Genomic DNA, 20,255 nt, shown 5'->3' on the forward strand with positions numbered 1-20,255 from the left:
TTATTTAAAGTGGCAGGTTGTCGTGCTTCTTAGGCGGATTCTGCAATTTCTTTGTCTGCAGCTGCTGAAGAGCACGGATTACCCGGAAACGGGTGTTGCGCGGTTCTATCACATCGTCGATATATCCATATCGTGCTGCCACATATGGATTGGTAAAGAGGTCGTTATACTCTTTTTTCTTTTCTGCCAGTATAGTTGCCAATTTTTCCGGATCTTTTTCGGCTGCAATCTCTTTACTGTAGAGCACTTCCACAGCACCATCGGCACCCATCACTGCAATTTCAGCGGTAGGCCATGCGTAATTGATGTCGCCACGGAGTTGTTTGCAGCTCATCACTATATGTGCGCCACCGTATGATTTACGTAGTGTTACGGTCACTTTGGGCACGGTAGCTTCTCCGTAGGCATACAACAGTTTGGCACCGTGTGTTATTACGCCGCCGTATTCCTGTCCTGTTCCTGGAAGGAAGCCGGGAACATCCACAAGGGTTACAAGTGGTATATTGAAAGCATCGCAGAAACGAACAAAACGGGCTGCCTTGCGTGAAGCGTTAATATCGAGCACACCCGCAAGGTACTTGGGCTGATTGGCAACAATGCCAACCGATATTCCGTTGAATCGAGCAAAACCTACAATAATGTTTTTGGCATAATCGGCGTGTACCTCAAGGAACTCACCATTGTCGATGATGGCGCCAATTACCTCATACATATCGTATGGTTTATTTGGGCTGTCAGGTATAATATCGTTCAGCCCGTCTTCAAGCCGGTCAATAGGGTCGTCGTTTTGGAGGAGGGGCGCCTCTTCCAGATTGTTTTGAGGAATAAAGCTTAAAAGCTTGCGAATAAGCTTCATTCCGTCTTCTTCCGTTTGTACCTGGAACTGCGATACGCCAGACTTTGCGGAATGCACTGATGCACCTCCAAGCTCCTCCTGTGTAACATCTTCTCCGGTTACAGTCTTTACCACTTTAGGGCCGGTAAGAAACATATATGATGTTCCCTGTGTCATGATAATAAAATCGGTCAACGCGGGAGAATAGACTGCTCCGCCTGCACAGGGACCGAAAATTCCGGATATCTGCGGTATCACTCCCGATGCCAATATGTTGCGCTGGAATATTTCGGAATAGCCAGCCAGAGCATTAATACCTTCCTGAATACGAGCACCGCCCGAGTCGTTGATACCGATTAGAGGTGCCCCCATCTTCATTGCTTGGTCCATCACCTTGCAGATCTTTTGTGCATGCATCTCCGACAATGATCCGCCGGAAACTGTGAAATCCTGTGCAAATACATAAACGAGTCGCCCGTCGATGGACCCGTAACCGGTTACCACTCCGTCACCCAGGAACTTGTTTTTTTCCATTCCGAAGTTGTGTGAACGATGTTCCACGAACATATCGAACTCTTCGAAGCTGCCCTCATCAAGGAGCATTGCGATTCTTTCACGTGCCGTGTATTTTCCTTTAAGGTGTTGCGATTCAATTCTCTTTTCGCCACCTCCTAATCGAGCTTTCTCACGCAGTTGGATAAGCTCCTTTACTTTTTCGAGTTGGTTGCTCATATAAAATGTTCATTAAATTAATTGTTCTGTTCAGTCGCTATGTAATATTCAAGTAAACTTATTTTTTTTGAATCCTGATCTGTATTTGATTTGCCCGCCACGGTAAAGGAGAGGCTTGCTGATACTTTGCCGGCACGGTTTATTGTAAGTTCACGAAACATTATAATCCTGGAGAACTTGACTTCTGCTCATTGCATGCCGTAAATATTTCTGACAAGCTTGCCTCTTGCTATTCAGCTTTATATCCTTGCCCCCCCGGGAAATCTTTTCCATTGCAAGTGAACCGAAACAAATGTTGATATCCAATGTATTATAAATAATAATTTTTGATATTCAGGGTTTTCGGTTCAGGCTTTTATTTGAATTTGAAAGGTTTCGATAGTAAAGTTGGCAGTGTAATCCCGTTTGTGAATTGTTTAACTTCACCTTACGGTTAATTATTCAGGATGCTCACAAAGTTCGGTCAGAACGCTGCCTGTTGACTTGGGATGTAGGAAAGCAATGCTTAGTCCTTCAGCACCTCCGCGTGCCTGCCGGTCTATGAGCCGTACCCCTTTATTCTCCAACTCTTTCAGTGCTTCATTTACATTTTTTGTTGCATAGGCGATATGATGAACCCCTTCACCCCTCTTCTCTATGAATTTAGCAATGGTGCTCTCTTCATCGGTTGGCTCCAGCAGCTCAATCTTGGTCTGTCCCACTTTGAAAAATGCTGTTCTAACTTTTTGATCTTCAACTGTTTCGATATTGTAGCATTTTAATCCCAAAACGTCTTCGTAATAAGGGAGATGCTCTTCAATATTCTTTACTGCTATTCCAATGTGTTCAATGTGTGTAATTTCCATATAATACGAGTATAATTTTTTAGTTTAACTGCAAAAGTACCTCTTTCAATCCTAAAAATAAAAAAAAAGAATATTTCTTTTTTTGATATCAATATGATGAATTATCATCACATGGAGGAGATACGTAACACCTCCAGCATCTCTTCATTTATCTCCCTCTCTTTTTTTATGGCTCGTTTAAACGGAACATATACAATTTCGTTTTCACGTATTCCCATCATCACGTTCCTTTGATTCTCTATTAAAGCCTGTATAGCTGCAATACCCATGCGACTGGCCAGGATTCGATCCTGTGCGGAGGGTGATCCGCCTCGCTGCAGATGCCCGAGAATGGAAACACGTACATCGTATTGTGGATATTCTTTTTTTACTCTTTCTGCCAGCCTGATGGCTCCACCAGTAACTTCGCTCTCGGTAACAAGTACCATACTACTGCTCTTCGATTTACGGAAGCCTTGCTCAATAAGCTCTCCAAGCTGGTCTTTCTCAATACTAATTTCGGGAATGATAGCCGCTTCGGCACCCGATGCTATAGCACTGTTAAGTGCCAGAAAACCGCAGTTTCTTCCCATAACCTCCACAAAAAACAGTCGTTCATGAGAAGTGGCTGTATCCCTGATCTTGTCCATCGACTGCATAATGGTGTTAAGTGCTGTATCGTATCCTATTGTCGTATCCGTACCGTTGAGGTCGTTATCAATTGTCCCGGGAAGTCCTACAATAGGGATATTGTATTCATTGGCAAAAACCCCGGCGCCAGTAAGCGAACCATCGCCACCAATCACTACCAACGCATCAATCCCATGTTTCTGCATGTTTTCATAAGCAACCTTACGTCCTTCAACTGTCAAAAACTCCTGAGACCGGGCTGTTTTCAGCATTGTTCCGCCTTGCTGAATAATGTTACTTACGCTATTGGTCTTGAATTCAACTATTTCATCGGAGATCAGTCCTTTGTATCCCCTGTAGATTCCGTAAACCTTCATGTCGTTGAAAATACCTGCACGCGTCACCGCGCGAATTGCTGCATTCATACCCGGCGCATCTCCACCAGAAGTGAGGACGCCCACGCTTTTTATATTTGAGTCCATAATTGAAATGTTAGTCTTTGAATCTTTGTTGGTTATTTACTAAGATTCCCTTTAAAACAATGAATCGCAAAGATAGATTTTTTTAACGATGCAACAAAAAAAAGCTGCTTAAAAAGCAGCTTTTTCAATGTACATCCGGGGTTTTAGTTTCTTAATGTTTTCAGCGACGGTTTTCATTTGCCACATTGGCGTTGAGGTGGCACCGCAAATGCCTATGCTCATATTGTCTTTTAGTAACGCCGGGTCTATTTCATCTGGTGAATGGATAAGGTAGGAGTTTGGGTTTTTCTTTTTGCACTCAGCGAATAAAACTTTGCCGTTTGAACTTTTCTCTCCGGCAATGAAAAAAATCAGATCGTGGGTTTGTGCAAATTCCTGTATGTTGGGGACACGGTTCGATACCTGTCGGCATATTGTATCATAGAACTCAAAGGTGGCTCCATTCAGCATACGTGATTTGATAATTTCCCCCACCTCCCGATATCCGTCGAGCGGTTTTGTCGTTTGGGAAAACAGGCTGATATCGCGCGAAAAATCTAGTTTGTCAATCTCATCCTTGCTCTCTATAACTATGGCGGAATCGTCTGTCTGCCCCAGTAGGCCATTAACCTCGGCATGCCCTCTCTTGCCATAGATCACTATCTGCGCATTGTTGTTACTGCGCCTGGTGAATTTCTTATTTATTCTTTTCTGTAACCCAAGTACAACCGGGCACGATGCATCAATGATCTCTATATTGTTCTGCTTTGCAATCTCATAGGTGCTGGGTGGCTCTCCATGAGCACGAAGTAGCACACGAACATTTTTCAGCTGTTTAAACTGCTCGTGGTTGATTGTAATCAATCCCATTTTTTCCAGGCGTTCCACCTCAATATTGTTATGAACAATATCTCCCAGGCAATAGAGGGTACCTCCTTTTTGCAATTCCTCTTCTGCTCTGCTGATAGCCTTGGCCACACCAAAGCAACATCCTGAATGGCTGTCAATTTCTATTCTGTTCATTTTCTGTTGTGATTTTGTTAAACATATCCAGAGCCCATTGCAACTGCTCCTCAATGCCGATGTGGGAGTTATCCAGTTCCAGGGCATCACTGGCTTTGCGTAACGGGCTCTCGGCACGTGTGGTGTCACGCTGGTCGCGCTCTTTCACATTTGCCAGCACATCTTCAAACAGAGGCTGGTCACCCCTGGCTTTCATCTCATCATAGCGTCGCTTAGCACGTACTTCCGGCGATGCGGTGAGAAATATTTTGAGTTCTGCATCGGGGAAAACGACCGTTCCTATATCACGTCCATCCATCACTACCCCTTTTTTGTATCCCAGCTCCTGTTGCTGCCGGACCAGCTCCTTCCTCACAAAACCGATTGTACTCACACGGCTTGCGCCGTTGGCCGCTTCCAGCGTTCGAATCTCCTGCTCCACGTTCTCTCCGTTCAGGAAAGTATCCTGTGTTCCCTGATCATTGGGTTTGAAAGATATTTTTATCCCTGATATATGTTCAAGCAAGGCTTCCTCGTTTATCCCCGTCTCTGTAATCCATCCGTTGCGGATAGCATACAGGGCAACAGCGCGATACATGGCGCCGCTGTCGATATATGTGTAACCCAGCTCTTTGGCCAACCCTTTAGCAATCGTACTCTTGCCGCATGACGAGTAACCGTCAACGGCAATATTTATCTTTTTTGCATGCATATTTAATCTGATAGTCCGGCAAATATTCACTTAATATCTAAATAATCAGGCAATTATGCCGTTCACTTTAAAATCCTGTTAAATTTTGATAATCAATTAATTATGATTAGCCCCTTAAAAAACACCGGACCGTTGCAACCGGCAGTCTTCTTTTATTGTTCTTCGCTACAACCTGCAACTGCAATCTTTCCGGACAGACTAAACAATCAGCAAAGGTAGAATGTTTTTTCGAGAAAAATATTTAACATCTACCTGCATAGCCACATAATTGGCATAAAAAGATGAATACCCCTGTTGTTCCCATTGTGATTATTTTGCATTTTTAAAACCACTTAATTGGCATTAAAGTCTGGATACCTGCCCAGGCCTGTACAGAAAGCTTGATCAACAATCCTTTTTTTGCAATATCACCTTATCCAATACGAGTACAAGCTTGTACAAAAAGCTTGATCAACAACCCTGTAAGTTGTATCAACGGGCTTACTGTACAGCTGATGCAGTTTTAATACGGTTATCTCAATACCTGCAGATATTTATCAATGTATAATTGTTTCTCTTTCGACTTGTATTGCTGGATATAGCGCGGATGATCAAGGACGGTTATCCTGTCAAAAAGTTTCTCCTCTCTGTTTAACCTTTCAATGAAGTTGCCGTTTTTCTTCCCCAGAATATATACTTCGGAGGTGTCCAGCCCCATGTTGATATGCTTTCTCATAGATGTGACCATAAAATTTTTTACCATCTTGAAAAGATTTTCATCATCATAGTAGTTGGCGTTTATCCACCTGCCATCTTTGGTTTTGCGGATAATTGCCAACGGAAATGGCGAGTTGATATAGTAATGACTGTAGAAATCAACTGCACCGCCGTATGCATCAATCATATCGTAAAAAAACACTGAAGAGACCTCATGAGTGTGGGCTGAATGCATCGTTATCCCGCAAACACTCTCCAGTCGCTTCGTATCAGTGAACGGAACTCCTGTCACACCTGCACCGTGGCGGCTTGGATTGATACCGACAATAAATTTTCTGGAGTTCATGTCGTTATAATATTTGCGATAAAATCTCTCCATGACCGGTAATGTTTCGGTATTTTCTAGAAAAGGGTTCAATACCTGAAACTCCTCGGGCAAACCATCGGAATAGTGTAACTCCCTGTTGAAAGTAATAATTTTATCGGCTAGGTTTTCTGTCATGTTGTAACAATACTTTTCTAAACAGCATGTTGTAATAGATAAGTGGCTATTAGTATCCTCAAATTTTTTATTTTCGTGATATTCTTCGGCATCCCGTCCTGATATTGGAATATCTGTCTTTGCCAACAGTAAGGATATGCTGCTTAATAAGTTTTCGTCAATTACTCTTCAAGAAAGTTGGGATACATATATTCCTTTGCCGGTACAAATGTCTCTTTGATGCATTGTGGGGAAACCCATCGCAGGAGGTTGAAAACCGACCCGGCTTTGTCGTTGGTGCCCGATCCACGGCCGCCACCGAACGGTTGCTGATCAACCACGGCACCGGTTGGCTTATCGTTGATATAGAAATTTCCGGCTGTGTGAGTCAGGCGGGTAGTCATCTTTTCAATATTGGCCCTGTCTGCAGAGAATATTGCACCCGTAAGAGCATAGTCTGTAGTTGTATCAAGAATATCTAAAGTCTTATCAAGGTCTGCCGGATCATACAGATATACTGAAAGTATGGGGCCGAAAAGCTCCTCTCTCATCGTGATATAGTCGGGGTTTTTAGCCAGAATCACAGTCGGACAGATGAAATAACCTTTCGATTTGTCATAGCTGCCACCGCATATTATCTCGGCATCTGGAGAAGATTTGGCATCATCGATAACTTTCGCAAGCTTATCGAACGACTCTTCATCAATTACCGCATTCACAAAATTACTGAAATCTTCCACCACTCCGGTTTTCATTCCGGCAAGATTGCTGCAGATGTATTTCTTAACATCTTCCCATAATGTAGTGGGAATATATGCGCGAGATGCGGCAGAACATTTCTGTCCCTGGTACTCGAATGCACCACGGGTAAGGGCCGTAGCGACCTGTATGGCATCGGCGGTCTCGTCGGCAAAAACATAGTCCTTTCCGCCTGTTTCACCCACTATGCGCGGGTAGGATCTGTATTTATCCATATTCCCTGCAATGGTTTTCCACATACTGTTGAATATAGCAGTAGATCCTGTAAAGTGCAATCCGGCAAAGTCGCGATGGTTAAATATCACATCTGCTGCATCTCTTCCGTCTGCATATACCAGGTTTATTACACCACCGGGTAATCCTGCTTCCTGCAAGACCTTCATAATTAGATGTGCAGAGAAGACAGCTGTCTTTGATGGTTTCCAGACTACAGTGTTGCCCATCAGTGCGGGAGCACCAGGCAGGTTGCCTGCAATGGAGGTGAAATTGAAAGGGGTAAGTGCGAAAATAAACCCTTCCAGTGGCCGCCATACCATCCGGTTCCATATACCCGGTGAAGAACTGGGCTGCATGGAGTATATCTCATACATGTTTTTCACGTTAAAACGGTAGAAGTCTACCAGTTCACAAACAGCATCTATCTCAGATTGAAACGCGTTCTTAGATTGCCCGATCATGGTGACGGCATTGAACTCGGCACGATATGGACCTGCGATCAATTCGGCGGCCTTCAGGAAAATAGCTGCGCGGCTCTCCCACTGCATTGCTTCCCACGCCGGCTTGGCTTTCAATGCCTCATCGATAGCTATCTGTACATGTTTCTTGTCGCCCTGGTGGTAGTGCCCCAGCAGGTGCCGGTGGTTGTGCGGAGGGCGAATATCTTTCAGCTTGCCGGTGCGGACCTCTTTTCCGCCGATGATCATGGGAAGGTCGAGTCCCCCCTTGTTGAGTTCGACCAATTTCTGTTTAAGTATAATTCTTTCTGGCGTTCCCGGGGCATAGCTCCTCACAGGTTCATTTTTTACTTCCGGTAATTGATAGACTCCTTTAGGCATAAATAATTAGTTTAGTTAGGTTATTACTTTATTGGGATAGTACAAACATACCAAAAAAAGTTATATTATGGCACTTTGAGGAGTAGTTTTATGATGAAAATTTTCAATCATACTACATCTGATTCATTTTTTTTATATATTTGTAACACCTTAATACTTTTATAAAAACGCATGTATTCAGAAAACATTACTTTTACCAATTTCGAAAATTCAGAGATCGCTTTTCGTGGCCAATCCAACAACAGCCTGAGGCAGTCATGCCTGCTGTTTAAAGTTATGAACAACCGCACACTGGTAAAAACCGGCAAATATCTTGTGAATTTTGCATTTGCTATTCATTTCCCTGTAGAAGGTATTCTTCGCAAAACTATTTACAAACATTTTGTTGGAGGAACATCAATCGATGATTGCGTGAAGACCATTGAGAAACTCGCATCCCGGAATGTGGGTACTATTCTGGATTTCGCTGTTGAAGGAGAGGAGCGTGAAGATCTGTTTGATGCCACCTGTGATGAAATCATCCGTACAGTTGAGATTGCGCACAAGAACAGTAATGTGCCGTTTAGTGCTTTCAAGATTACCGGGATAGCTCGCTTCGATTTACTAGCGAAGGTCAGTGAGAATCATTCCATAACAGATGAAGAGAGAGATGAATTCAGACGTGTAGAAGAGAGGGTGGATTCAATTTTCAGACGTGGTTGCGAACTGGGAGTCCCCATTCTTATCGATGCCGAAGAGACGTGGATACAACCCGTGCTTGATGATATTGTAATGAAGATGATGGTGAAATATAACAAAGATAAAGCCATTGTTCAGAATACCTATCAGATGTACCGCCACGATAGTATGGAGCGAATTAAACAGCACCACCGTCAAGCTCTGGAAAAGGGTTTTAAGTTCGGACTTAAAATTGTACGTGGGGCATATATGGAAAAAGAGAGGGAGAGAGCTTTGGTGAAGGGTTACCCATCGCCTATTCAGCCCGATAAGCCGGCAACAGATCACGACTTTGATGCCATCATCCGTTACTTTATGGATCATCTTGATACAATCGATTTTATGGTTGCAACCCACAATGAAGAGAGCTCGCTTCTGCTGGCGCGGTTGATTGATGAATACAAGTTGCCAAGAAATCATCAGGGAATCTATTTTTCACAATTGTATGGTATGAGTGACCATATAACATTTAATCTTGCCGAACAGGGGTACAATGTTGTGAAATATGTACCTTACGGAGAGGTTAAAACCATGATGCCCTATCTGTTTCGCCGTGCTGAGGAGAATTCTTCGGTTAAAGGACAGTCGAGCCGCGAACTGAAGCTCATTCAGAGAGAAGTAAGAAGAAGAAAGAAGAAGTAAGTGGGGTTTTCGCCAAGGCCGATCCTGGGTTTCAGCGAGGCTCGGCAACATGTTTGGCATCAGGCTTGCCGAAAGAGATGCAATTAAGTCAAACCTTTGGCAAAATGATTATCCCCTGCTGATTCATTCGTTTATCCCGATTAGATACTGCTGCAGTTAAATTGAGGGTGATATCATATTTCGATACCACCCTCAAAAAATTCATTGAAACAAGTTTTTATTCAACCTTGTCTATTTTACCTCCCACACATTGGGAGTATTGAGAAGAAACTCTGTGAAAGTTTTTTTCGGCATTTTCTTCTGCACCTCTGCTATCTGTTTTTCGTAATCATTTTCGTATGAAGGCTCGTCCACATTGCGTATTACTCCCAGCGCAACAGGCAGCCCGTTTGCAGTGTCCATAAGTGCCAACTTCATATGCAAGGAATTATCCACAGTTGTTGAATCGTGCACCAGCACATCATCAATTGTGTATCCATCTTCGCCAATAGTCACTGCCTTAAGGTCCCAGCCATCCAATACTATTCCCCTGTTCTCATCCTTGCCGAAGATCATCTTTTCACCATGTTTCAGTAAAACCGTATTATCGGCTTTCCAGCTACGGTCGCTAATTTTATTGTGTATGCCGTTGTTAAAGATAACACAGTTCTGTAGTATTTCAATTACCGATGTACCTTTGTGGCGGGCGGCATCTACCATAGCATCTACCTGGTTCTTCATATCCACGTCTAACGCTCTGGCAAAGAATGTTCCTCTTGCACCAAAAGTTAGTTCTGCCGGGCGGAAAGGATCCTCCACTGTTCCGTAAGGTGACGATTTTGAGACGAATCCCCTGTCCGATGTGGGTGAGTACTGCCCCTTGGTAAGTCCGTAAATTTTATTGTTGAACAGTAGGATATTGATGTCCACATTGCGGCGAACAGCATGTATGAAATGGTTACCTCCGATAGCAAGTGAGTCTCCATCGCCTGTGGCAACCCACACACTCAGTTTTGGGTTTGCCACCTTTACTCCCGTGGCTATGGCAGTTGCCCGGCCGTGGATACTGTGGAATCCGTATGTGTTCATATAATAGGGCAGGCGCGAAGAGCATCCTATACCTGAGATGACAGCTGTCTCGTGCGGTTCAATATTCAACTCTGCCATTGCTTTGTGAAGGCAATTCAGGATGGCATAGTCACCACAACCTGGACACCATCGTACGGCGTTTTCACTTTTATAGTCTTTTGGAAGATGTTTCTGATATTTTATTTCCGTAGCTTCCATACTTATTTTTCCTCCATTATTTTTGTAAATTCTTTCACCAGTTCACTCACTTTAAAAGGCTGGCCTTCCACACGGTTGAACCTGTGAATGTTTTTAAGATCCTGAAACTTACCACTCAGGTAAGCGGCAAACTGTCCGTTGTTTTGTTCTGCCACAATCACCTTCTTGTATTTTTTCAATAAATCGTATGTGTTTCGTGGAAGCGGAGAGATATGTTTGAATTGGGTGAATGCAATTTTTTTCCCATTATCTCTGATGCGTAAAGAGGCTTCCAGCAGATGACCATATGTCCCTCCCCATCCCACTATCAAAGTGTCGGCATTTTCATCCCCCATAACCTTCTGGTCGGGTATAAAATCAGCTATCTTTTCTATTTTGTTCCTGCGTATATTTACCATAATCTGGTGATTGTCAGGATTAGTTGAAATGACGCCTGTAAACTGATCTTTTTCCAAGCCACCTATGCGATGCATATACTTTGGGGTACCTGGTACGCCCCAGTATCTTACGAGCGTCTTTTCGTTTCTTAGAAATGGCCTCCATTCCCCCGGATCTCCATTGAAATGGTTTTGCACATAGGGTGGCTTTATATCAGGATATTCATTTAAATCGGGGATTTTCCATGCCGAAGCACCGTTTGCAATATAACCGTCAGTAAGCAAGATGACCGGTGTCATGTGCTCAAGTGCTATTTTTGAAGCCTCAAAGGCAGAGTCGAAGCAGTCCGTCGGTGATTTAGCCGCCATAACAACAAGCGGGCTCTCGCCATTGCGCCCATACAAAGCCTGATTGAGGTCGGTCTGTTCACTTTTGGTAGGCAATCCAGTAGAAGGGCCGCCTCGCTGTACATCTATTAACACCAGTGGAAGTTCAGCCATCACCGCCAGCCCCAGTCCCTCACTCTTCAGCGATAATCCCGGTCCCGAGGTAGATGTAGCTGCCAGGCACCCCGCAAAACTGGCACCAATAGCTGATGTTATTCCGGCGATCTCATCTTCCATCTGCAGTGCTTTTACTCCGAAGTCTTTTCTTTTTGAGAGCTCATGCAAAATATCGGTAGCAGGTGTAATAGGGTAGGAACCGAGAAAGAGCTGGACACCCGCTTTTTCGGCAGCAGCTATCAATCCGTATGCGGTAGCTGTATTCCCGTTTATATCGGTATATAAACCCTTGTTCCCTTCAACAGGTTCTATTCTGTAAGTCGATGCTGTCAGATGTATGTTGTGCCCATAGTTGTACCCGTCGGTAAGCGCTTTAATGTTTGCCTCCACCAGTTTCGGTTTCTTTGAAAATTTCTGCTCCAGCAGCCTGTCTGCAATCTCCAGAGGCCGGTTAAAGAGCCAGCATACCACTCCCAGGGCAAACATGTTTTTGCTGCGAAGCATATCTTTGTTGTCCAGCCCTGAATCTTCCAGCGATGCTTTTGTAAGAGATGTGATTCCTACTCCAATAGGTTGCACATGGCTCAGATTAAGTTCTGCAAAAGGATCTGAAGTTTTGAACAGAGCTTTGTCGAGATCTTTTTTCTGAAATGAATCTGTGTCATAAAGTACAATAGATCCTTTTTTCAGAAACTGTGAGTTTACTTTCAGCGCCGCTGGGTTCATTGCAACTAAAACATCTGTTTTGTCCCCTGAATTATACACGTCTTTGGCCCCGATACGCACCTGAAATCCGGATACACCGTGCAGTGATCCTTGCGGCGCACGGATTTCAGCCGGATAATCTGGGAATGTTGCTATTTCATTTCCAAAGATAGCTGATAGCGTAGAGAATAACGTCCCCGAAAGCTGCATTCCGTCACCGGAATCGCCTGAGAAACGTATGGTTACCTGTTTAATGTCGGTTACGACCGAATTTTTTGGCATAATTCTTATTATGTGGTTATTTGAAAAGTTTATAATATTGCAATCAACTCTTGGTTCAGCAAAGCAGCCTATGACTGTTGTAGTTATTTTATTGAGTGATTATCAAGAGTATGTGCTAAAAAACGCTATTGTCCACCTCAAATGAGGCGGTTGAAAAATTTAAATTTAATAATCTGAGAATAATCATTTAAAAACAGATGCAAAGTAATAAAAGAGTTGTTTAAAAAGCAAATTTAATTTATTTTCTTTCAATACTTGCACCCAGCGCATTCAGTCGTGTATCGATATGCTGATAGCCGCGGTCGATCTGGTCAATATTGTGTATTGTGCTTGTTCCTTTGGCGCTCATGGCTGCGATAAGCAGTGAGATTCCCGCGCGTATGTCTGGCGATGTCATTGTCATGCCCCGTAGCCTGAAACGGCTGCCCAGCCCTATAACCGTTGCCCGGTGCGGGTCACACAGAATAATCTGTGCTCCCATATCTATCAGTTTATCTACAAAGAAGAGCCTGCTTTCAAACATTTTCTGATGAATAAGCACACACCCCTCAGCTTTGGTCGCAACCACAAGTATTATGCTTAGCAGGTCGGGTGTGAGTCCTGGCCATGGTGCATCGGCAATGGTGAGAATGGATCCGTCGATAAACGACTCAATAGTGTATCCTTCTTGTTGTGGTATATAAAGATCGTTTCCCCTCTGTTCAACGGTAATGCCAAGACGGCGAAAGCTTTCTGGTATAATGCCCAGGTTTGCTTCTGATGTATCTTTGATTGTGATTTCGGAGGCGGTCATGGCAGCCATGCCGATGAAGCTTCCAATTTCTATCATGTCGGGAAGCAGACGGTGGCGGCAACCCGAAAGTCCCGTTACCCCCTTAACCGTTAACCTGTTTGAACCGATACCTTCAATTTTTGCACCCATACGTACAAGCATATGGCTCAGCTGCTCCACATATGGCTCGCAGGCGGCGTTGTAGATGATAGTTTCTCCCTCGGCAAAAACGGCAGCCATCAACAGATTTGCTGTTCCTGTGACTGATGCCTCGTCGAGCAGAATGTATTGTCCCGTAAGTTTTTCGGCGGTTAGGCTGAAAAGCTGTTCTTTTTCATCTATAACAAGCTCCGCGCCCAGCTTCATGATGCCGTTGAGATGGGTATCAAGCCTTCGCCTGCCTATCTTGTCGCCCCCGGGCTTTGGTATGACAGCGCGTCCAAACCTCGCCAACAGCGGGCCAATTAACATGATGGAGCCGCGGAGGGCAGCCGATTTAAGCATAAAGTCCTTTGTTCGTGTATATGCCAGATTAATATTGCAGGCTTGGAAGGAAAAAGTATCCAGGCTAATTTTTTTAACCTCCACTCCCATATCTTCAAGCAGTGAGATAAGGTTCTTTACATCCAGTATATCCGGAATATTTTCAATAATTACCTCTTCCCGTGTCAGCAATGTGGCACATATTACCTGCAGGGCCTCATTCTTGGCTCCTTGTGGTATAATCTCTCCTTTCAGGCTTCGTCCGCCTTCAATAACAAATGATGACATATATCTTTTTTACTGTTTTAAATCAGAATATTAAAAAATCCACACTTCCGGCTCCAGATTCACGCCAAACTGTTTCAAAACTTCCTCCCGGACTTCATTCATAAAATTCACAATATCCTGCCCATTATCGGTACCGTAATTAACTATTACAAGTGGATGATGTTCATATGTGCCCACCATCCCTTGTCGTTTGCCTTTGTAACCGGCCTTATCGATCAGAAAAGCCGCCGATGTCTTAAACTCTGTATCTCCTGCTTTATAAACAGGGGCATCAGCCAGTTTGTGTTGCAGGTGCTCTTTTTCTTCCTTGGTAAGGATTGGGTTTTTGAAGAAGCTGCCTGCGTTGGGGAGAACATTGTGATCCGGTAGTTTTCGTGTTCTGATACGGATTATTGCTTCACGTACCTGCAAGAGTGTTGGAGTGGCCACATTTTCAAGTTCGCGCCCCAGGTCAATATATTTCTCTTTATATGAAAACGATTTACTCAGCCTGAAAATTACAGAAGTTATTGCGAAGCGATGCTCCCGCTTAAATATGCTGTCGCGGTAAGCAAATTCACACTCTTCGTTTGTGAAAACTCTATACTCACCGGAACATAGGTCAACAGCCTTCACCTGAATGATTGTTTCACCTATTTCAGTTCCGTAGGCTCCGATATTCTGCACAGGCCCTGCACCTACTGTGCCAGGGATCATCGAGAGGTTTTCCAGGCCCGCATATCCGGCTGTGACACAATATTCCACGAATTTGTCCCATTCTATGGCGGCGCCGGCCTCAATTTCAATATTATCATCCGATTCCGACAGCATACGAATATACTGCATGCCCGGCCTAATGATGAGGCCATCGAAATCCTTCGTGAAAAACATATTAAAGCCTGCTCCCATAACCAGCTTCTGTTGGTCTCGACAGCTTTTTATTATCTCAGACAGCTCCTCTGTTGTTTGAGGTTCGCAATACAATTTAGCAACTGCTTTCGTACGGAATGAGTTGTATGGTTGAAGTTGTACGTTATGTTGAATAAGCATTTTCAAATATTAATTTTCTTCCCGGGGTTTATCGTTTGAATTTACTTTCCGGGTATTATATAATTCATAGGTCTTTAACTGCAATTAATTTTTGCAAGCCGCAACTTAAATGCCATGTGCCTGATCATATTTTATCCTCTGTAAATAAGGAAAACAGCCGGCTTTTTATGCATATCAGGCAGCTTTCCCTTCCATGCTTTCACATTTCTTGTAACTATAAACTCATCTTCACACGAAATATTTATTGCGATGCAGAGTCTGGTCTTTGGTTTGCAATGCTGCAGAATATCCTCAGCCATTTTTTGATTCCGGTATGGTGTCTCTATAAAAAGTTGTGTCTGATCTTCCGAGTAAGCTCTTGCCTCTAATTGTTTCAGCTGTTTTATACGTTCTGATGCATCGATAGGCAAGTAGCCGTGAAATGCAAAACTCTGTCCGTTGAATCCTGACGCCATTATCGCCATAAGAATAGATGAGGGGCCTACTAAGGGAATCACCCGGTATCCTTCCTGCTGGGCAATAGCCACAACATCGGCACCCGGATCTGCCACGGCGGGACATCCTGCTTCGGAAATTACACCTATGCTCTCTCCCGATTTCATTGGCGACAGATATCCTGACAGCAGCCTTTTGTCGGTATGCTTGTTGAGTTCATAAAAGGCCAGAGAATCCACATCGATACCGGGATCGCATTTTTTCAAAAAACGCCTTGCAGAGCGAACATTCTCCACTATAAAGTATTTCAGTTGCGATACCACATAAATGTTATACTCGGGTATCACCTTTTCAACAGCGGTGTCGCCAAGTAAAACAGGAATTAAATAAAGGGCTGGATTTCTCATCTCAATTTCGAAGCTTTTGAATACAAAAATAGTCAAAATAGGGCAAAGCAAGCCTTTTTTTCAGAGATATCGGAAATGATCACCTGAATGTTAAGCTCAAGTGGGTTAAATTGGTTACTTTTGTTGTTTTATAACACTTACTTTTATGACAGCAAATTCTGCAAAACACCCCAAAGGACTTTATTTTGTATTCTCCATCTCCATTGCCGAACGTTTCGGATACTACGGCATGCGCGCACTTTTTGTTCTCTACATGATTAAAGCCCTCATGATAGATAAGGAACTCTCTTCTCTTATATACGGGAATTATACCGGGCTAGTATATCTTACTCCGCTGATAGGTGGGTATGTTGCTGATAAGTACTGGGGGATGAGGCGATCGGTTTTACTGGGTACGGTGCTGATGGTTATCGGTCAGCTATTTATGTTTTTCAGTGCGCTTTATTTTCAACATCCGGAAGCTGCAAAATTGCTGATGTATACAGGCCTTGGTGCGTTGATATTTGGCAACGGCTTTTTCAAACCAAATGTTTCAACATTTGTAGGGCAGCTATATGAGCCCGGTGACAGGCGCCTCGATTCAGCCTATACCATTTTTTACATGGGAGTTAATCTGGGTGCGTTTGCAGCTCCTCTCATTTGTGGATTTTTGGGTGACACGGGTAATCCAGCCGATTTTAAATGGGGCTTTCTTGTTGCAGCCCTTGTCTCTGTCATATGTCTAATCCTGTTTGTTGCCCGAAAAGATAAATATTTGGTTGATCCCCATGGAAATTCCATAGGTGTTGAACCTGCTGCAATGAAGAAATCGGAAAAAACAGGTGCAGCTACTATTGTAAAATACACCTTCAAAGAGATCGCATTATGGTTTTTGGGTACGATTGCTCTGTTTGCAGGTTTTATGTATCTGTTCAATAATGATTTTATAGGTGCTTTGATATACACTGCCACTATAATTGTGCCGGCTTTTGTTATCTCTGACAAGTCGCTGACCAAGATTGAGCGTCACCGTATCTGGGTAATATATATCATCGCTTTTTTCGTGATTTTCTTCTGGTCTGCATTTGAGCAGGCAGGGATCTCATTAACCTATTTCGCTGCTGAACAGACTAATCGTGAAATTCTTGGATGGACAATGCCCACAAGTTGGTTTCAATCGTTTAATGCTGTCTTCGTTATTCTGCTGGCGCCTATCTTCGCACGCTTGTGGCTCTCACTTGGAGCAAAAAACATAGAGCCGTCCTCGCCGGTGAAACAGGCTGTGGGACTGTTGCTTCTCTCTCTGGGATATCTCCTTATTGCCTTTGGCGTGCAGGGTGTGGAGCCGGGTGTGAAGGTGAGTATTCTTTGGCTTACCGGGTTATATTTCATTCACACAATGGGAGAGCTCTGCCTCTCTCCCATTGGTCTTTCCATGGTAAACAAGCTGTCCCCAGTACGTTTTGCATCACTTTTGATGGGGGTCTGGTATCTCTCAATGGCGACAGCCAATAAGCTGGCAGGCGCATTAAGTTCACTTTATCCCGAGGAGGGAAAGGTGAAATCGCTTCTCGGGATTGAGATTTCCACCCTCTTCGATTTTTTTATGGTGTTTGTAGTGATGGCCGCAGTTGCTTCTTTTATCCTGCTCCTTTTGTCCAGGCAATTAAATAAACTGATGCATGGCGTACGGTAGTTTAAATATGCTCATTTGCCTGCGGTAGACGCAATAATGCCTCTGAAATAGCCGATTGATTCTGCAATACCCAGAAAAGGATCTTTCATATTACGTTCATGCTCAAGGCTGCATACTCCTGTGTATCCCACTTTGCGTAGCATCTTCACAAAAGCCGGGAAGTCGATGATGCCTCGTCCTACCTCAACTGAATAACCGGCTTTGGAAGCTCCTGTAACATCTTTGATATGGATATCGAACACACGTGAGTGGTATTTCTTCAGGTCTTTTACAGGATCTTTTCCATTTCGTGTGTCATGCCCCACATCCAAGCACATGCCGATACGCTGATCCAGATTCTTTACATTTTCCCAAACATCATCGGCATCAGGATACAAAGGCATGTCCGGGCCATGCAGATGAATAGCATAGCGCATATCATACTCTTTCACTTTCTTGTCGACATAAGGCAGCAGCTCATAGTTGGGAACACCAACAATCAATTTCACGCCTACACGTTTTGCATACTCGAATGCATCATCGATCTCTTTTTCTGACCTCATGTAGATAGGGCCTACGGCATAACCTGTTATTCCTTTGGAGGCAAGCTTGTTGTGAAAAGCGGCAATCTCGGGGCCCGTACTTTTGAAAGGAAGGTGGAAGTCTTTTATACATAGATATTTAACATCGCACTTTTCCATTATCTCCAGTGTCTTGTCAAGATCAAAGTTTGCAAATGTATAGCCTGCCATGCCAATATTGAACTTTTCGAATGTTTCCGGTGCCGGTTGAGGGTCAGGCCGTTCTTGTGCTGAAATCACGAGTGATACCATTAATCCCGTTATTAAAAAAGTTTTTCTCATGTTTTTTACATTTTTATTGTGTACGTACACAAAGATAGTTGAAATTTTATAAATATTTGCAGCTGCACCTGTTTTTTTAATCTGCATTTATTTATTCTCTTTTTTCCCAGCAAATAACATCTCATATTTATCTTTATGAATATGAACGGGATTATTACTTCAAAAAACCTTTTATCTTTGTAGCTTAAACGTGTTTGTGATGAAATTACCCAACGATTTTACCAAATCTGTCAGGCCTTTATTGGAAGATGAAACGGAATCATTCCTTACAGCGCTAACTGGCGATGCGCCGATAAGCATCCGCCTGAACCCGGTTAAAACGGAACGCAATCCTATGGCATTTGCAGAGCCGGTGCAACGTGTTCCATGGTCCCGATGGGGATTTTATCTGGAAGAACGTCCGGCTTTCACATTCGATCCTCTATTCCACAGCGGGTATTACTATGTGCAGGAAGCCTCTTCAATGTTTATAGAGCATATTGTGCGGCAATTATTTACACATCCGGTAACCTGCCTCGATTTGTGTGCTGCTCCCGGGGGGAAATCGCTCTCCATTCTTTCCTCACTTTCCGAAGGAAGCCTGCTGGTTAGCAATGAAGTGGTCCGTCAGCGTGCCAATGTATTATCCGAGACAATTGCAAAATCAGGATATTCCAACGTAATGGTCACAAATAACGCTCCAAACGAATTTAACAGTTTCCCTCAACTTTTCGATTTTATACTTGTTGATGCACCCTGCTCCGGTGAAGGGATGTTTCGTAAAGATAAGGAGGCGATAAGTGAGTGGTCCGTAAACAGTGTGCGACTATGTGCAGCACGGCAAAAAGATATTTTGAACGATGTGTGGCCGGCTCTCAAACCCGGAGGAGTGCTTGTTTACAGCACCTGTACATATAATGTTGCAGAGAATGAAGAAAATGTTCTCAAAACAGCAGGGAAGTGGAATGCCGAATTTGTGCAGGTTGATATTGATCAAGGGTGGGGAATCTCCTCCTCGTTCGACAATCGGGTGCCCGGCTATCGTTTTTTTCCGCATAAAACAAGAGGCGAGGGGTTATTTGTAACCATTTTAAAAAAATCTGAGGAACAGGGATTTAAAAAGGTGCTTGCAACTGTAAAGAATAAAAAGAAAACATCACTGTTATTGAAGGAACGATCTTATTACTCGAATTTTTTGGTAACCCCCGACTCTTTCTGTTTTTTAGAGTCAGGTCATTCTGTACATGCTCTGCCTGCAGAACAGCTGGAATTGTTAATTTCTTTAAACGAACGTTTAAATGTTGTCTCCATGGGAATAGAAATAGGTGAATACAAAGGTAAGGATTTCATTCCTTCGCATATTCTTGCCATGAACAGAAAACTCAACGCCAGAGTATTCCCTCGTTACAGTGTGAATTATGAAAAGGCTATCGCATATCTCCGGAGAGAAAGCATTGTTTGTCCCGATGCACCAAAAGGTTTTTTGCTGCTTACATATAATGATGAACCTATTGGCTTTGTAAAGAACCTCGGAAGCCGGGCTAATAATCTGTATCCTCACGAGTGGCGTATCCGCAGCGGCCATTTCCCTGATAATTCACCTGAGATCTTTCATCCGAATACTTATATTAAAACGGTTCATCCCTAATTATAAGACTAAAGCCC

General features: G+C 43.5%; 16 protein-coding genes. 3 read left to right on the plus strand and 13 right to left on the minus strand.

Translation table 11 applies throughout. The features are described 5' to 3' along the window. Window positions 1-4 precede the first annotated feature (4 nt). From KDN43_RS08745 to pruA, 7 genes are all read right to left on the minus strand, one after another. Window positions 5-1,567 carry an acyl-CoA carboxylase subunit beta gene (locus tag KDN43_RS08745; protein ID WP_238841589.1) on the minus strand — a complete coding sequence of 521 codons (1,563 nt, stop codon included), beginning with the start codon at window positions 1,565-1,567 and terminating at the stop codon, window positions 5-7. 437 nt (window positions 1,568-2,004) lie between these two features. After that, window positions 2,005-2,412: a methylmalonyl-CoA epimerase gene (gene mce / locus KDN43_RS08750; RefSeq protein ID WP_238841590.1), complete on the minus strand. Its 408-nt coding sequence runs from the start codon at window positions 2,410-2,412 to the stop codon at window positions 2,005-2,007. Window positions 2,413-2,519: 107 nt separating this feature from the next. Further along, window positions 2,520-3,503 carry a 6-phosphofructokinase gene (pfkA, locus tag KDN43_RS08755; protein WP_238841591.1) on the minus strand — a complete coding sequence of 328 codons (984 nt, stop codon included), beginning with the start codon at window positions 3,501-3,503 and terminating at the stop codon, window positions 2,520-2,522. A gap of 108 nt (window positions 3,504-3,611) precedes the next feature. Then, window positions 3,612-4,505, minus strand: a complete 894-nt coding sequence (locus KDN43_RS08760) for a 4-hydroxy-3-methylbut-2-enyl diphosphate reductase (RefSeq protein WP_238841592.1) — start codon at window positions 4,503-4,505, stop codon at window positions 3,612-3,614. Further along, window positions 4,486-5,196, minus strand: coding sequence for a (d)CMP kinase (gene cmk, locus KDN43_RS08765; RefSeq protein ID WP_238841593.1), 711 nt, complete (start codon window positions 5,194-5,196; stop codon window positions 4,486-4,488). Before cmk ends, KDN43_RS08760 begins: the two co-directional genes overlap by 20 nt. 511 nt (window positions 5,197-5,707) lie before the next feature. Continuing rightward, a complete protein-coding gene (locus tag KDN43_RS08770) occupies window positions 5,708-6,394 on the minus strand; it encodes an SMUG2 DNA glycosylase family protein (protein WP_238841594.1) in 687 nt (228 codons plus the stop codon). A gap of 161 nt (window positions 6,395-6,555) precedes the next feature. Beyond that, on the minus strand, window positions 6,556-8,187 hold the full coding sequence (gene pruA / locus KDN43_RS08775) for an L-glutamate gamma-semialdehyde dehydrogenase (RefSeq protein WP_238841595.1): 1,632 nt from the start codon (window positions 8,185-8,187) through the stop codon (window positions 6,556-6,558). A 171-nt stretch (window positions 8,188-8,358) separates the two neighbouring features. Here pruA and KDN43_RS08780 point away from each other — a divergent pair, with 171 nt between their 5' ends. Beyond that, on the plus strand, window positions 8,359-9,546 hold the full coding sequence (locus KDN43_RS08780; protein ID WP_238841596.1) for a proline dehydrogenase family protein: 1,188 nt from the start codon (window positions 8,359-8,361) through the stop codon (window positions 9,544-9,546). 231 nt (window positions 9,547-9,777) lie between these two features. Here KDN43_RS08780 and KDN43_RS08785 read toward each other — a convergent pair whose 3' ends face one another. The 5 genes from KDN43_RS08785 to KDN43_RS08805 all read right to left on the minus strand — a co-directional run bounded on the left by KDN43_RS08785 (window position 9,778) and on the right by KDN43_RS08805 (window position 16,094). Next, the gene (locus KDN43_RS08785) at window positions 9,778-10,812 is read right to left on the minus strand and encodes a 2-oxoacid:ferredoxin oxidoreductase subunit beta (protein ID WP_238841597.1); all 1,035 of its coding nucleotides are present in this window, start codon (window positions 10,810-10,812) and stop codon (window positions 9,778-9,780) included. Window positions 10,813-10,814: 2 nt separating this feature from the next. Next, the gene (locus KDN43_RS08790; protein ID WP_238841598.1) at window positions 10,815-12,680 is read right to left on the minus strand and encodes a 2-oxoacid:acceptor oxidoreductase subunit alpha; all 1,866 of its coding nucleotides are present in this window, start codon (window positions 12,678-12,680) and stop codon (window positions 10,815-10,817) included. Between the two features lie 238 nt (window positions 12,681-12,918). After that, window positions 12,919-14,223 carry a UDP-N-acetylglucosamine 1-carboxyvinyltransferase gene (gene murA / locus KDN43_RS08795; protein ID WP_238841599.1) on the minus strand — a complete coding sequence of 435 codons (1,305 nt, stop codon included), beginning with the start codon at window positions 14,221-14,223 and terminating at the stop codon, window positions 12,919-12,921. Window positions 14,224-14,253: 30 nt separating this feature from the next. Then, complete coding sequence (gene murB, locus KDN43_RS08800) at window positions 14,254-15,252, minus strand: UDP-N-acetylmuramate dehydrogenase (RefSeq protein ID WP_238841600.1); 999 nt, start codon at window positions 15,250-15,252, stop codon at window positions 14,254-14,256. A gap of 131 nt (window positions 15,253-15,383) precedes the next feature. Continuing rightward, entirely contained in the window at window positions 15,384-16,094 is a 711-nt protein-coding gene (locus tag KDN43_RS08805) for an SAM-dependent methyltransferase (RefSeq protein WP_238841601.1), read from the minus strand. Window positions 16,095-16,239: 145 nt separating this feature from the next. Between KDN43_RS08805 and KDN43_RS08810 the strand changes: the two genes are divergently transcribed. After that, window positions 16,240-17,769 carry a peptide MFS transporter gene (locus tag KDN43_RS08810; protein WP_238841602.1) on the plus strand — a complete coding sequence of 510 codons (1,530 nt, stop codon included), beginning with the start codon at window positions 16,240-16,242 and terminating at the stop codon, window positions 17,767-17,769. Between the two features lie 11 nt (window positions 17,770-17,780). Here KDN43_RS08810 and KDN43_RS08815 read toward each other — a convergent pair whose 3' ends face one another. Continuing rightward, entirely contained in the window at window positions 17,781-18,611 is an 831-nt protein-coding gene (locus tag KDN43_RS08815) for a sugar phosphate isomerase/epimerase family protein (protein ID WP_238841603.1), read from the minus strand. 199 nt (window positions 18,612-18,810) lie between these two features. Between KDN43_RS08815 and KDN43_RS08820 the strand changes: the two genes are divergently transcribed. Next, window positions 18,811-20,238 (plus strand): RsmB/NOP family class I SAM-dependent RNA methyltransferase, encoded by a 1,428-nt coding sequence (locus KDN43_RS08820; RefSeq protein ID WP_238841604.1) that lies wholly within the window; start codon window positions 18,811-18,813, stop codon window positions 20,236-20,238. The last annotated feature ends 17 nt before the right edge of the window (window positions 20,239-20,255 follow it).

This window comes from Proteiniphilum propionicum (assembly GCF_022267555.1).
GTDB lineage: Bacteria > Bacteroidota > Bacteroidia > Bacteroidales > Dysgonomonadaceae > Proteiniphilum > Proteiniphilum propionicum.